The following is a 14,374-nucleotide window of genomic DNA, read 5'->3' on the forward strand; positions in this document are numbered from 1 at the left end:
AAGCACCTTTGACCCAGTCCCTGCACAAGAAAATTCTCGATGATGTCCATAGCAAGATCGTGACCGGCGAATGGCCGGCGGGTCACCGAATACCTTTCGAGACCGATCTTGCAAAACACTATGGCTGTTCGCGCATGACAGTGAACAAGGCCTTGAGCCAGCTATCCCGGGCCGGCCTGCTGGAACGCAACAAAAAATGGGGCACCTTTGTCAAGGAACCGCAGACGCTGTCGGCAGCGCTGGAAATCTCCGATATCCGCAAGGAGGTCGAAGATGCCGGGAAAACCTACAGTTACACACTGCTTGGTGACACGATCAGAGCCTCAACCGATCGGGAAGCGCAGCAGCTTGACCTCTCCAGAAGCGACCCGGTGCGAGATATCACATGTTTGCATTTCGCGGATAGCGAGCCGTTTTGCCTGGAGGAGCGGATTATCAATGTCGGCATCGTTCCAGGCTTGAAAGAGATCAGTTTTGACAGCGTCTCGCCTGGCCTTTGGATGTTGAGGAACATTCCGTGGAACATCGCCGAACACCAGATCCATGCGCTCGCAGCCGACGGCACTATCGCGGAAACGCTCCAGGTTCCCGATGGCTTTCCATGCCTCGTCGTCGAACGCAAGACCAGGCAAAACGAAGGGTTTGTGACCATTGCCCGCCTGTTCTATCCCGGCGACAAGCACAGACTTGTCGCAAGTTTTACACCGACCGGGGCCGGTTAGGACCATGAGCTTATAACTCTGAAGGAACGTGGATGCTCAGCGGCAATCACCCTTGCTGACAGCCGGTGATGTGAAACCCCGCACCCGTGTTCCAGACTTACAACACCTGGATTGTGCCCGCTGCCGAAGCGCCAAGGCATCCCCCTCGCCTCCGGCACAGGTTAGCCGCTGGAGAAGAACACTTTTCGGCTGCAACGTCTCAGTCTGCGCCAGGCTTGCCGCTATCGAAAAATTCAATCAGCGTCTTGATGCCAGTCGCTTTGCCCGAGCATATCCGGTCGTATTCTGCCGGTGTGTCTTCCGGCGAGATCCTGTGTTCAATGAGGGGTCTGAAGCGATCGGGATGCCGTTCAAGCAGCTCCACAGCGCGAGGCAATTGATCTTTGAATGCGTGGCAACCGACAAGTGCCAGCTCCCTTTCAACTGCGCCGACAGGATCGAACGGAAACGTTCCGGATCCAATTCCGACCATCGCCAACGTCGATCCGCTCAGCTTCGCTGCCAGATTGCAAATGACTTCCACGTTGCCGGTCGTGTCGATCACGTGGCGTACGGTTTTCCCGGGCAGGCTCTCGAACTGGTTGAAGGCCGCAAGATCGACCGGGTGCCCCGCGCATGCCGTTGCAACGGTTTCAACGCGGAGGCGGTCGCGGTCACATAAGAGGAGCGGCCGTTGGCAAAGAATATCGGACACTACTGCAGTTAACGCGCCAATCGGCCCGCAGCCGACCACCAGCAACGGATCATGGTTTTCGATCCGAACCCGATCAAGAGCATGAAGTGCGACTGCCAGCGGCTCGGCAAGCGTTGCAATATCCAGCTCCATCGAGGGATCACAGGCAAGGACAAGCCGCTGAGGGAGCGTTGTGAAATCAGCAAACCCGCCGTCGATGCTTTCGCCGACAAATCCCAGCTTGCTGCACAGATGATTGTTGCCTTGCAGGCAGTTGACGCATTTCGTGCAATAGTCCCTGGAATCCGCGACGACCTTGTCGCCGACCGATAGTCTTGTGACCCCTTCCCCGACCGCATCAACCGTCCCGGCAAACTCGTGACCGGCGATTGAGGGTCGACGTGAAATCCATTGACCCGTCTTGTAGTTGTGAATGTCCGATCCGCAAATGCCTGCAAAGGCCACCTTGATCCGGACCTCGCCTCTGCCCGGCGCGGGTGCTGGATCAACATGCTCGAACCTTATGTCCAGAGGATCGTGAAGTCGCACCGATCGCATGCAACTCACCCTTCCAGGTAAGGGTCGCGCAGCTCCGACACGGCATTTTCATGCGATGAAAAACCTTCATAACGTGCGAGCACTCTGGAATGCTTCGCCATTTCGGCATAGGCAGGACGGGTTACATAGCCAACAGAACTGCACTTCACGAAATCATGCACCGACAAGGGACCAAAGGTCCGCGCACCGCTGCTGGTCGGCAGAACCGCATTCGGTCCAAGTGCGAAGTTTCCAATGCAAACAGGGGTGTGTGTCCCCATCAGGATCTCCGCGGCTTCGGTTATGTGTCCCAGATGCTCAAAGGGTTCCGTCGAGAGCAACTCAAGATGCTCGGGCGCATAATCGTTGATGAAACGGTAGCTCTCTTCCACGCCCGAGGTCAGTATGATGCCACCGTTGTCGCCGCACAGCACCGTTCTTGAAAACCCAACCCGCAGGTCCGTCATTTTCGCCCAATGGTTCGGCAAGGCCGCAAGCGCTTCTTCGGCAACGCGTCTCGAATGGGTCACCAGATATGCGGAGCTGTCGGGTCCGTGCTCGGCTTCGATCAACAGATCAAGCGCGGCAAGGCCACCATGTACCGTATCGTCCGCGAAGATGATCGCTTCTGAAGGGCCGGCTGGCAGGCCGGGATCAATGACGCTCGAGAGCAATTGTTTGGCAGCTACGACCCAGGGGCTACCCGGCCCCACGATCTTGTGCGCCGGCCGAACCGTTTCAGTTCCGAACGCTGCGGCCGCAACCGCCTGCGCACCGCCGCACTTGTAGACTGTCTCGACACCTGCGATACGCGCGGCCACGAGCGTCGCCGCATCGACACCGCCATCCGGCGTTGGAGGTGTGAAGATCGCCAGTTCGGGAACCTCCGCCACCACGGCCGGAACCGACGTCATCATGGTGACCGAGGGAAAGGCCCCCTTGCCGCGCGGAACATAGAGCGCGACGGAGCGGATCGGTGTGTACCGGTCCCCGGCAAATGCACCCGGCTTGATCTCCTTGAACCACATCGGTGCTGGTTTTTGTTCCTCGTGAAAGCTGCGGATGTTGGCAATGCCATGCCGGATCGCCTCGATGACCTCGGAATCAACAGCTTCAAAGGCGGCATCGAATTCCGCTTCGCTGGCCTTCAACGTCGCAGCGGTCAAGGATGTCGCGCCATCGAGGTCCTGCCCGAAACGCACAAGTGCTGCGTCGCCTTCCGTTTTCACCGCCTCGATGATCGGCTTGGCTTTTTCCATGAAACCGGAGAGATCCGCTTCCGAGCGGCGCAAAAGATCCTGATACGCTTCGGCGCTCACGCTGCTGAGTTCATGGAAGGATACTTGTGACATAGACCCACACCTTTCGAGCGCCAACCGGCGTTACTTGGACTTCAGGAACACTTCCAGACCGACGATCCTGTCAAGAATAATGATCGCCAGCGCAGCGACCGCGATAAAGACCACGGACACCGCTGCAAGGTCGGGCGTAATGATCGCCCGGATCGAATTGTAAATCTGAACGGGCAGCGTCACGATCCGCGCATCAACGAGCAGCAGGCTCACCAGGAATTCATTCAGCGAAAGAATGAACATCAGCAACGCCCCGGTGATCACACCCGGCGTGACCGCCGGCAGCGTCACGTTGAAAAAGGTCTGCAGCGGACCCGCACCGCAGCTTTGTGCAGCAAGCTCCAGATCCGGATCCAGCGACGCGGCACTGGAGGACACGGCCCATATCATGAATGGCAGGTTGATGACGGCCGTCGCGATACCGATCGGCCAGAGGCTTCCCAGAATTCTCAACTCGCCGAAGAGAAGCATCAGGCCGATGCCCGACCCGATGAGGGGCACAGTGAACGGCAACAGCAGATAGATCTGCAGCGCTCCCGCCCATTTCACCTGATACTTGGACAGGGCGATCCCCGCGAGCGTTCCGGTGGGCACCGACACGGCAACGCAAATACAGGCGACAATGACAGAGCGCAAAAACGCCTGCTGAAGATCGCGCTCTCCCAATATCGCCACGTACCACTTGAGGGAGAACCCGTCGGGTGGAAAGTCTATGATGTTGCCGGCCGTGAAAGACGCTCCGAGCACCACCAGTGTCGGCGCGGACAATGCCACGACGCACAGGATTGCCACGGACCAGAAGACAATTGTTTGCGTGGGTGAGCGATTCATTTCCGGTTCGCCCCCAAGGCCAGCGTCCCGGCACCGAATACCGCAAAGACAAGGCCGACTGTCATTGATCCAACGGCAATAAGGATAAGCGTCAGCGAGGCCCCAAAGCCCTGATCGGACGTCCTGAAGAACTGGTCGTAGATCGCGTTGGCGACGAAGTCCTGCGAACCACCGCCCAGAATGGCAGGCATGGCAAAGTCTGTCAGCGACAAGGTCAACACAACCACACCGGCGCCGATCAGGCCGGGCCTTGCCATTGGCAAGACCACATGGAAAAGCGCTCTGACCCAGTTGGCACCGAGAGACGTTGCAGCCGCTTCGATATCTTCGGGAATTGCCGTCAGAGCAGGTGCCAGCATCAGGACACCGAATGGCAGCATGTATTGAACAAGTCCGAACAGAACCGCCGGATAATTGAAAAGAAGACGCAGCGGTTCGACACCAACGAGGGCAAGCGCATCGTTAACGATGCCCTGATTTCCAAGGATGATCAGCCATCCATAGGCGCGCACAACTTGACCGATGAAAAACGGAAGAAACAGCGCGACAAGAAGGAACTTTCTGAGCAACGCGCTTGATGTCCTCACCATCACGTAGGCGTACGGAAAGGCAAGCAGCAGCGTAACCGCGGTTACGATGACAGCCCCAGCAAGGCTGCGCCAGATGATGGTCGCCGTGAAACTCTCCGAAAAGGCACGCTGGTAGTTTTCAAGTGTCCAGTAGTCGGAAAAGAGGAACGTGCTCCGGTCAAGTACGCGCAGCGACGAATCTCCTATGTAAAGCAGGCCGACCGCGAGCGTGCCGACAAGAAGCACAGCTGGCGTCAGCAACAGGTAGGGCGTCAGCCGGCCGCCGCCTCGAGGCAGCACAAGGGCGAAGGCCGCCTCCAGCACGTCCATGAAACGCCAGCTGATCGGGTACGAAGTCTTGTATCTGCGCATGAAGGGCTCGAATGGGTGGGATGCCGGGCAAGTCTCACCTGCCCGGCTGGTACCAGATTGCCTGCAATCAACCCTGCATGATCTGCTTGAATTTCGAGAACCACTCGCTCTCGTTTTCCACCTGGATCTGGCCCGAAATACGGATCAGGCGTTCGAAATCCTCGGGCTTGGTCGGGTAGGACGGATCCCCGGCCAGACCTTCCGGAGGTGTCAGCCCGGGCACAACACCCGGCAGTCCGAGCCCGTCCAGCCAGACCTGCTGGTTTGCCTGGGTCAGTGCTGAATTGATGTACTCCCTGGCCCAGTAAAGATCGGATTCGGAATGACCTTTCGGAATCCACAGACCATCCGTATCGAACTTTGCGCCTTCTTCGGGCACCGTCCAGGCTATGTCGACACCACTTCTTTTCGCGCCGAGCGCATTCGTGGAAATCGTACACGCAGCATCGATCTCGCCTCGCTGGAACCAAGTGACGAAATCCGGGTCCTCACCGAGCAGCGGGTTCTGCGCCTTGATCTTTTCAACGAACTCCCAGCAGGCATCCATGTTGCCCGGGATATCCTCGAGCGTGCCGCCGCCCGCGACCTGCGCCGGGAAATGGAAGCCGATACCGTCGTTGTAAAAGGCGATCCGGCCCTTGAATTTCGGATCGAGAAGATCGTGATAGGACTTCGGAGGACCATCGGGGAAGGCTTCCGGACGATAGGCCAGAACATAGACGTAGCCGTAAGTGTTGACGATCGGATAACCGTCCACGCCGACCGGCTTCGCAAGATCGGTGGTGCCGGAGAGATTGGACAGGTCGGACAGATCTTCGCAAACGCCCCGGAGGGCCGACTTGGTGGCATTCGTCGTCGTGTCCCAGTTGATATGAATGGGCGGCGTGCGGTTCTGCGCAACCGCGGCCCAGACTTTCGGCTGGATTTCATTATCCTCCGTCAGGTCGTGAATAATGCGGATGCCCGTTTTTTCGGTGAAGGGATCCGAAACGCCATTCTTGAGCGCTTCCACCCAGGGACCACCCCATGCACGGATAATGAGTTCGCTCGGCTTGTCCGGTTCAGCCGCCCGCAGCACAGCTGGCATCGAAACGGACGCGAGGCCGGTTGCGCCGACAGCGGCCGATGCTTTGAGAATAGATCTTCTGTTCAGTTTTCTTTCAAAGTTCATGTCGTTCCCCTTTTCATGGACTGACGGCGCTTTGTCGCGCCTTATTGTTTCGCCGGGAAAATCTGCAGATCCCGGTTCTTCCACCCTATGTGCACGAGGGCGCCCGGTTCGAGGGCGCTCTGATCGTTCCGATCGTGATGAATGATTTTCAGCGTCTCGCCGCCGAGTTCCGGGACCTCAACTTCGTACACATGGCGTTCGCCTTCAAAAATCGCGTCCAGAACGGTGCCCCGGAAATCGGCATCAAGTCCCGCCATCGACTGTTCGGCTGAAGCAATACGTATCTGTTCCGCGCGTATCGCCCCCTTGATCGGCGTTCCGTCTTCCAGCGCAACGGCCCCGCCGTGAACGCCCATCAACTCGACATTGCCGAACCTCGCGGTCGCGTCAGCGCTGGTTACCCGCGTAAGGATGCCAGAAAGGTCGTTGGTCACACCGATAAAATTGGCAACAAAGGGGTTGCTTGGCATCCTGTACATCTGCGTCGGCGCCGCATTTTGCTGGATTTCACCATCATTCATCACGATGACCTGGTCGGAAACGACCAGGGCTTCGCGCTGGTCGTGAGTCACGTTGATCGTGGTGACGCCGAGTTCCTTCTGTATTCTTCGGAATTCAAGCTGCATTTCTTCCCGCAGCTTCCGGTCAAGGGCGGCCAGCGGTTCGTCGAGAAGAAGAAGATCCGGTTCGAACACCAGCGCCCTTGCAATCGCCACGCGTTGCTGCTGCCCACCCGAGAGTTCATGAATCCTCCGGTTTTCGAAGCCGTCCAGCCGTACCAGCTTAAGATACTGCGCCACCCTGTCCGGGATCGTGCGCGCATCGAAGCGACGCATCTTGAGGGGAAAGGCCACGTTCTCCGCAGCCGTCATGTGCGGAAACAAGGCAAGCTTCTGAAAGACCATGCCGATCGAGCGCTTGTTTGCCGCCACCGCTCGAACTGAACGGCCGTTGATCAGGATTTCGCCACTGGAGGGTGTCAGAAAACCGGCGATCAAGCGCAGAAGTGTTGTTTTTCCGGACCCGGACGGGCCAAGGATCGTCAGGAACTTGCCGTTCTGAAGTTCGAAGCTTGCGTCTTTAACAGCTTTGAACGTTCCGAACGTCATCTCGACGTTTATAGCCGAGACTGCCGCCGCTTGGATTTCAGTCACTCTTTGCTGCCTTTGTGCATCGCGAGACTTGACAGGTCTGGTCTGCCGAAACGCTATGTATATACATGAAATCGAAATTGCGAATTCTTGTCAAGACACGTGAGCCCTCTCCGGAGCGTATGCTGCCCGGCACCCTCCCGTTAGGTCAAATTGCGGCAAGATATCCGCCGTCGATCCCCAGGCATTGCCCCGTGATGTATTGCGAGGCATTGCTGGCCAGGAACACCGCCGCACCCTTGAGGTCCTGCGCATCGCCAAACGTCCCGAGCGGGATTTTCGTGAGCATCGCGGCCTTCCACGCATCATCCTCATAGAAGACATCCGTCAGCTCCGTTCGAAAGTAACCCGGAGCAATCGCATTGACGCGGACCTTGTGCGGTGCCCATTCAGCGGAAAGGGCCCGGGTCATTCCAAGCAGCCCGGACTTCGACGACGTATAGGGCACTGCGGTTGGCACACCGACATACGACGTCAGGGAACAGACGTTGATGATAGAACCGCCACCGCTCTCAAGCATGTGTCGAGCCGCTTCCTGGGCGCAGAAAAAAGCGCCTTTCAGGTTGATCGAATTGATCCGGTCCCAAAGAGCCTCATCGACGTCGAGAGACGGACAAACTTCTTCGTAGCCGGCATTGTTAATGAGAATGTCCAGCCGACCCACAGCTCTTGCAAATCCGGCCACTGCGGATTTCATCATGGGGACATCCTGAACGTCCAGCTGCATCTTGTGCGCAGTTCCCCCGGCTTTCTCCACGAGCGATTGCGTCTCCTCAAGGGAGCCCAGGAACCTCGATGTGATCGCAACGCTGGCTCCGGCCTCCGCCAGGCCTACAGCCATCGCCTGGCCGAGGCCCCGGCTTGCGCCCGTTACCAGTGCGCGTTTGCCAGTCAGATCAAAATTTGCCGGTGCCATGGTCTTGCTTCCTCCCGCTTCATGCTATTATGTATATACATAGATGCTTTCAAATCAATTGTTCCCCCGTCTGAAACGAGCACGAGCCCGCGATGACCGATCTGGACAAGATAATCAGGCCAAGCCTGAAACAGCTTCAACCCTACAATTCGGGTCTGTCCGTTGCTGCGGTCCGCAGGCTTTGCGGACTTGCGGACGTGAACCGCCTGGCATCGAACGAGAACCCCTTTGGACCCGCACCAGACGTGCTGGAGTATATCGGGAAGCAGCAAGGTCATTTGCACATTTATCCGTCAAGCGAGGCATCCGACCTGCGGACCGGGCTTGCAGCCTATCTCGATACGGATCCGGACCTGCTCGTTTTCGGCAACGGTTCTGAAGAACTGTTGTCGATCATTTTTCGCAGCGTGATCGAACCTGGCGACAGGGTGATTACGCTTTACCCTTCCTTCCCGCTCCACGAAGATTATGCGGTTCTCATGGGTGCCGGCATCGAACGAGTGGGCCTTAGCGACGACCTGACCATCGATGTGGACAAATTGGTCGAGGCCGCCAGAAAACCCGCAAAGCTCCTGATCTTTTCACATCCCGTCAATCCGACGGGGTGCTGGATGTCGCGCGACGACCTTTTGAAGGTGCTGGATGCCCGGCATCCGGAGACGCTGCTTGTGCTCGACGAGGCCTATTTCGAATTTGCCCTGAACGGAGACTACTGCAGCGGACTTGACCTTCTGGCACCGGGCAAGGGGCACTGGATCGTTCTGAGGACATTTTCCAAGGCCTGGGGGCTTGCCGGCCTCAGAATAGGATATGGCGTATGCAGTTCCCCCGACTTGGCAGCGGCTCTTGACCTGACCAAGACACCCTTCAACACAAACACGCTCGCCCAGTCCGCAGCCTTGCTCGCATTGGGCAACGAAGCCCACATGAAGAGAAGCGTCGCCGCGATTGCCAAAGAGCGCGACAAGATGCGTGCAGCGTTGATGGAACGCGACCTTCGCGTCGCACCGACGCAAGCTAACTATGTTTTCTTTGAAACGGACCTACCATCCGTTGAGGTTGCGAACGCCCTCATGCGCCTGGGCACATTGGTCAAGCCCTGGAAACAGGAGGGTTTCGACAGGTTCATCAGAGTTACCGTGGGACGACAAGAAGAAAACCGGCTATTTCTTGACCACCTGGACAGCATCAGGGCTCAGGCTTGAGCCGGGCTGTGTTGCCAATCGGCATACCGTCTGACGTCCTCATCCGGCCCGGAAATAATTTCCAACGCCTCCCTTTCGTCTCCGAACTTGCCGATCTTCCAATCGTTTTTCCGATTGACCCAAATTTCCGCTATGGGCCCCTAATACAGACGTTCACCGCGTTGAAGCCTGGGCCTGAAAGTAGACATTCCTTGGAGACGCATCAAGTCTACGAGTTGGACTGCAAGCGGCCGTTCGTAGCGCTGAACAGCATTGGCGCTGTGCGGACTTTGCTGGCTTTCGACTTACGAGTTGCAACCCTCCAGCCAAACATCGGAATTGCCATTGGGCACGCACTCTCCCGCCAAGAGACGACGAATTCGATCCTTCCTTTCCTGAAGTGCCTGGTCGTCCGTTCCGAGGTTGTAGCGGCCCGGCGCAACAAGGACTGCAAGCAAGGATAAATACTCATCAGCTTCGATTGCACCTGGTGGCGAGCCGAACATGGATTCACTCATTTTGTGAAATCCAGTGACCCAGCCGTCTGGTCCACGACCCATTTCCAAGGTCGCAAGCCAGAGCACCATGATCTGCTCTTTGTCTTGCTCTCGCTCCAATCCGAGCGCGTAGCCCGTCTGTCTGATATTGCCAATGCCCGGTGTAAAGTGCTCAAACCCGACACGCTTGGTCAGCGATTACGTAATAGTCGTGACACCGGCCCCCGGTGTGGTCATGTCAACGCCGCTATGCTGCTCGAACGCTGGGTCTTGAACCATTAAGAGCTGACGATAGCGCTCCTCACCGAGCGATGAACCGCCTAAATCCGCGGCGAGAAGACTGTCCGCACGGGCTTCAAGTTCTTCCGAGTCAGAAATTGCATCGAAATATCCATGGACTCCGTAAAACACCAAACCTAGGAACGCTATCATCAAGGAAACAGCCGAGATCTTGATAAGTTTTCTCATGGAAAAGGGCCATATAGATTTTGCCTGGTGCCAGAAAACAAATGAAATTGAGGCGTTGGAATGACACAGGTATCAGGAATGCCCCAATTCGGCCCTTAGCTTACACGATGCGCTGATTTTTCGACAACGAGTGTCATGTTTGGGTACAAGCGTAACCTGCCACTGTTGCCATTTCCATTGCCGTTCCAATTCGCCCGATCGTTTCTTGTGGGTGATCTGACATTCCGGCGCGTGTCGGACATCTTGAAGTCACGAGCGGCATCATTCGCAGAACTGTTCGCCTGCGTCCTTCACAGCCAACCGGACCAATCTGCAGTCCTCAACAGCGGCTGTCCTGTGGTCCGAAGCTTCTTGGTAGGCAGGGTCGCGTATCATCTCGATGAAGGCGATGACAGAAGGATATTCGGCAACAAAGCAGATGTCCCAGCTCTCCGATTGCGGGCCAATCATCATGAGTTCAAAGCCCCCGCGCCAGACAATCCGGCCGCCGACACGTTTCAAAACCGGCGCGCTCAATCGGCTGTATTCCGCATACGCTCTTTCCCCGGTGGTATCGAACCCAACAGAATACTCGGCCTTGTCACGCAGTTTTATCAAGTTCAGCATTTGAATTGGCCCCTCGCGATCGGAGGATTTGAACGCTTGCCAGGTTGCCTTGTCGAAACTGGTATGAACCTCCATTGTCAGGCTCCTTGATAGATCGGCGCCCTGCGGGCAATCCAGGCATCGAGGCCTTCCAGGACGTCCTGTGTCGCGGCCATGCGCGCGAACTGTTCCCGTTCAATCAGGAGGCCTTCTTCAATCGTCGTATTGATCCCTCTGGTGACGGCCGAGATAATTCTCGACGCGGCAAGAGGTGAATGCCGGAGAATGCGTTCTGCCAGTTCAAATGCAGCAGGAAGCAGCTTGTCGTGCGGAACAACCTTGTTCACCAACCCGAGCTCGTATGCGCGCTGAGCCGAGAACCTGTCGCCGGTCAGGAGCAACTCCAGAGCCCGTTTCCGACCCGCCAAACGCGGCAATCTCTGGGTACCGCCGAATGTTGGTGGAATGCCTATGTTGATTTCCGGTTTGGCAAATTCTGCCTGATCCGAGGCGACAGCCAGGTGGACGGCCTCGGTGATTTCGCAACCGCCTCCAAAGGCAATTCCATTGACGGCCGCCAGTATGGGTTTTGGATAGGATTCCAGTCTGGCCGTCATGGTTTGACCGCGCTTGCAGAACTCTCTCACCGCAACATCGACACCTTCTTTTATGCTTGCCGTGAACTCGTGAATATCACCCCCGGCAGAAAAGGCCCGATCCCCTGCCCCGGTCAGAATGACAGCGCCGATGTCATCGTTGTTTTCGATCTGATCCAGAAGCTCCAATAGTCGGTCATTGGTAAGATAATTCAGTGCGTTCAGCTTCTCCGGTCTGTTTAGTGTCAGAAGAGCCACGCGATTCTTGATCTCGATCAGGACACTGTTTTGCATCACTTTTTTCTCCAGTCTCTTAAGCTTGACTAAAGCTATGGGTAATGCGTTCATAGGTACACTCACTAAGGAGTATACATGATCGCGGAACCCGAAAAGCCGACGAGAGATCGCATTTTGGATGCGGCCAACAAGCTCTTCTACAAGGAGGGTATTCGCGCCGTCAGCGTCGATTCCGTCGCCGAGAAGGCAGGTATCACGAAGAAAACGCTCTACTATCATTTCAAGAGCAAGGACGATCTCATAACCGGATATCTGGAGTCACGTGATCACCCCAACCTGATAGCGTTTGCCAGTTGGTTTGATGAGTGCGAGGGCAGCTTGGCTGACAAAACAGCCGAGATCTTCCTGCGTGTGGCAGAGAGTGCCCGTCATCCCAAGTGGAGGGGTTGTGGCTTTATCAGAACCGCTGCGGAACTTGCCAGCATGCCGGGTCACCCGGCGGTCGTCGTTGGTGCTGGCCACAAAAAGAAATTCGAAAGCTGGTTGGCGGAAAAATACGAGGATGCGGGCCTCCGGCACCCCGGGCAAACTGCCCGCAGCATCGTACTGCTGATGGAAGGTGCGTTTTCGACAATGCTGATCCACAGGGATCCAGACTATGCATTGGCCGCAGGTGAGACAGCAAAGAGCCTTATCGCCTTGAAGATGGCCGATAACGACGCCCCGACAGAGTAATCCAGTCTTCGGTTGAATTCATGAGATGGTGGGTTGCCAACGCCTGTCTTCACCATCGGCGACGATTAAACGATTGAAAGAAAAGCTCCATGATCACAAGTGATTACATCGACGAGATGGCCACCTATACACGCTGGCAAAACGACACCGTCTTTCAGCTTTGTGACGGTATTGGCCATGACGAACGCAACCGGGATCGGGGGCTATTTTTTGGGTCGATTCATAAAACACTGGACCACATTTGTGTGGTCAATCGCAGGATCCTGACATTTCTAGATGGGACCTTGCCGGAACGCAATCCGAAGGGTCATGTGGCATGGCCTGATTGGGACGATCTGAAACGCGCTCGACTGGAGCAGGACGATCAACTTGCGGCGGGTGCACGCGACTGGACAGAGGCATGGTTGGCAGGAAAAACCACCAAGCGCGATCCGCTGGGGGACGACATTCCCGCCATTCCGCGCTGGGTGATGGTTGTACAGATCTTCAATCACCAAACCCATCATCGAAGCCAGGTCACGATAGCGTTGCACAGCATGGGCGTTGACTATGGCTCGACGGATATCCCATGGCGCCCCGGCGCGGGCTTCTTTGCTGGATAGAAGTAAATGTGATGTATTCGGGTAAACGAAGGTCCGGTTTGGAGTTGTTAAGAGGGATTGCTCTGATCCCCCAAAACTCCTCCAGTTTGATGTAGAGTCCGTCGCAGTCAGGAGACGGACGGAATGAAGCGTTCAGGGTTCACAGAAGAACAGATCATCAGCATTTTGCGAGAGCAGGAGAGCGGCCAGAAGACGGCGGACGTTTGCAGGCGTCACGGCATCTCGGAAGCGACCTTCTACAAGTACAAAGCCAAGTTTGGGGGTATGGACGTGTCTGATGCTCGCAAGCTGAAGGCGCTGGCAGACGAGAACGCGAAGCTGAAGAAGCTCCTGGCCGAAGCCATGCTCGACAACGCCATGCTGAAGGACGTCGCTTCAAAAAAATGGTAACGCCCGATGCAAGACGGGAAGCTGCGGCTCACCTGTGTGGAGCGCACGGCGCGAGCCAGCGTCGGGCGTGTGCGGTCTTGGCAATTGACCGGTCGAGTATTCGGTATCGAAGTCTTCGGCCTAATGATGCCGATCTTCGTGAAGCTATGAAGAAGGTTGCCGGATAGCGCCGGCGCTTTGGCTACAGGCGTATCCATCTGATGCTGGAACGCCAGGGCATCCGAATGAACCAGAAGAAGTTGAGACGGCTCTATTGCGAGGAAAAGCTGCAAGTCCGCAAACGAGGTGGCCGGAAGCGAGCTCTGGGTACCAGGCGGACGATGGTGCTGCCCGGTAGGACAAACGAGCGGTGGAGCTTGGACTTCGCGTCGGATGCCTTTACGGACGGCCGCCGGTTTCGGATTTTGGCCGTGGTCGATGACTACAGTCGCGAGTGCCTGACGCTGGTTGATCGCACTCTCGTTTATCCTGAAGAGCGCACATCAGATCGGATCCGGGTCAATCCGGACACCAGGCGGACATACACGCCGTTGCACCTAGAGCCTCCGTTGTTGCTTTTCGGCAAAAGGGTGTTGTCTCGGGATTTCTCGCAGCAAAGCCGGTGCTGGCATCAGCTCTTGGCGGGATGGTTGATCCGCCCCTTATGAAGCGGTCAGCCGTTGCGCTTCGGGAAACGGAGGTCAAGGTGCGTGGCCTGTTTTAGGTCAGAACGACAAAAGCCCGCCGGCTTTTGCCATGCGGTCTGATTTTTGTTTCGGGTTTAGGATTTGGCTTTTCTGCCCCGTT

General features: G+C 56.6%; 15 protein-coding genes and 1 pseudogene. 5 read left to right on the plus strand and 11 right to left on the minus strand.

Annotation, left to right across the window (positions count from 1 at the left end):
* The first annotated feature begins 8 nt into the window (after nt 1-8).
* Nucleotides 9-722: a histidine utilization repressor gene (gene hutC / locus Q0915_RS29095; protein ID WP_299482375.1), complete on the plus strand. Its 714-nt coding sequence runs from the start codon at nt 9-11 to the stop codon at nt 720-722.
* Nucleotides 723-921: 199 nt separating this feature from the next.
* Here hutC and Q0915_RS29100 read toward each other — a convergent pair whose 3' ends face one another.
* The 7 genes from Q0915_RS29100 to Q0915_RS29130 all read right to left on the minus strand — a co-directional run bounded on the left by Q0915_RS29100 (nt 922) and on the right by Q0915_RS29130 (nt 8,294).
* The gene (locus Q0915_RS29100; RefSeq protein WP_299482372.1) at nt 922-1,953 is read right to left on the minus strand and encodes an alcohol dehydrogenase catalytic domain-containing protein; all 1,032 of its coding nucleotides are present in this window, start codon (nt 1,951-1,953) and stop codon (nt 922-924) included.
* Between the two features lie 5 nt (nt 1,954-1,958).
* Nucleotides 1,959-3,284, minus strand: coding sequence for a histidinol dehydrogenase (hisD, locus tag Q0915_RS29105; RefSeq protein WP_299482369.1), 1,326 nt, complete (start codon nt 3,282-3,284; stop codon nt 1,959-1,961).
* Nucleotides 3,285-3,314: 30 nt separating this feature from the next.
* On the minus strand, nt 3,315-4,115 hold the full coding sequence (locus Q0915_RS29110; protein ID WP_299482366.1) for an ABC transporter permease: 801 nt from the start codon (nt 4,113-4,115) through the stop codon (nt 3,315-3,317).
* On the minus strand, nt 4,112-5,056 hold the full coding sequence (locus tag Q0915_RS29115; protein WP_299482363.1) for an ABC transporter permease: 945 nt from the start codon (nt 5,054-5,056) through the stop codon (nt 4,112-4,114). The genes Q0915_RS29110 and Q0915_RS29115 overlap by 4 nt, the downstream gene beginning before the upstream one ends.
* A gap of 67 nt (nt 5,057-5,123) precedes the next feature.
* The gene (locus Q0915_RS29120; RefSeq protein WP_299482360.1) at nt 5,124-6,227 is read right to left on the minus strand and encodes a PotD/PotF family extracellular solute-binding protein; all 1,104 of its coding nucleotides are present in this window, start codon (nt 6,225-6,227) and stop codon (nt 5,124-5,126) included.
* A gap of 41 nt (nt 6,228-6,268) precedes the next feature.
* Nucleotides 6,269-7,336 (minus strand): ABC transporter ATP-binding protein, encoded by a 1,068-nt coding sequence (locus tag Q0915_RS29125; protein ID WP_299483414.1) that lies wholly within the window; start codon nt 7,334-7,336, stop codon nt 6,269-6,271.
* Between the two features lie 190 nt (nt 7,337-7,526).
* Nucleotides 7,527-8,294, minus strand: a complete 768-nt coding sequence (locus tag Q0915_RS29130) for a glucose 1-dehydrogenase (protein WP_299482357.1) — start codon at nt 8,292-8,294, stop codon at nt 7,527-7,529.
* A 92-nt stretch (nt 8,295-8,386) separates the two neighbouring features.
* On the opposite strand from Q0915_RS29130, the gene hisC reads away from it, so the two are divergent.
* Entirely contained in the window at nt 8,387-9,499 is a 1,113-nt protein-coding gene (hisC, locus tag Q0915_RS29135; RefSeq protein WP_299482354.1) for a histidinol-phosphate transaminase, read from the plus strand.
* Nucleotides 9,500-9,783: 284 nt separating this feature from the next.
* Here hisC and Q0915_RS29140 read toward each other — a convergent pair whose 3' ends face one another.
* From Q0915_RS29140 to Q0915_RS29155, 4 genes are all read right to left on the minus strand, one after another.
* Nucleotides 9,784-10,170 (minus strand): transglycosylase domain-containing protein, encoded by a 387-nt coding sequence (locus Q0915_RS29140; RefSeq protein ID WP_366525354.1) that lies wholly within the window; start codon nt 10,168-10,170, stop codon nt 9,784-9,786.
* A 3-nt stretch (nt 10,171-10,173) separates the two neighbouring features.
* Nucleotides 10,174-10,443 (minus strand): hypothetical protein, encoded by a 270-nt coding sequence (locus Q0915_RS29145; protein ID WP_299482351.1) that lies wholly within the window; start codon nt 10,441-10,443, stop codon nt 10,174-10,176.
* Nucleotides 10,444-10,704: 261 nt separating this feature from the next.
* The gene (locus tag Q0915_RS29150; protein ID WP_299482348.1) at nt 10,705-11,124 is read right to left on the minus strand and encodes a DUF1330 domain-containing protein; all 420 of its coding nucleotides are present in this window, start codon (nt 11,122-11,124) and stop codon (nt 10,705-10,707) included.
* A gap of 2 nt (nt 11,125-11,126) precedes the next feature.
* Nucleotides 11,127-11,918, minus strand: coding sequence for a crotonase/enoyl-CoA hydratase family protein (locus tag Q0915_RS29155; protein WP_299482345.1), 792 nt, complete (start codon nt 11,916-11,918; stop codon nt 11,127-11,129).
* Nucleotides 11,919-11,996: 78 nt separating this feature from the next.
* Here Q0915_RS29155 and Q0915_RS29160 point away from each other — a divergent pair, with 78 nt between their 5' ends.
* The 3 genes and pseudogenes from Q0915_RS29160 to Q0915_RS29170 form a co-directional block, all read left to right on the plus strand.
* A complete protein-coding gene (locus Q0915_RS29160; RefSeq protein WP_299482342.1) occupies nt 11,997-12,596 on the plus strand; it encodes a TetR/AcrR family transcriptional regulator in 600 nt (199 codons plus the stop codon).
* Nucleotides 12,597-12,685: 89 nt separating this feature from the next.
* Nucleotides 12,686-13,198, plus strand: coding sequence for a DinB family protein (locus tag Q0915_RS29165; protein ID WP_299482339.1), 513 nt, complete (start codon nt 12,686-12,688; stop codon nt 13,196-13,198).
* Nucleotides 13,199-13,321: 123 nt separating this feature from the next.
* A pseudogene (locus Q0915_RS29170) lies at nt 13,322-14,037 on the plus strand (transposase); the annotation flags it as partial.
* Between the last annotated feature and the right edge of the window lie 337 nt (nt 14,038-14,374).

The organism is uncultured Roseibium sp., from assembly GCF_947494555.1.
GTDB lineage: Bacteria > Pseudomonadota > Alphaproteobacteria > Rhizobiales > Stappiaceae > Roseibium.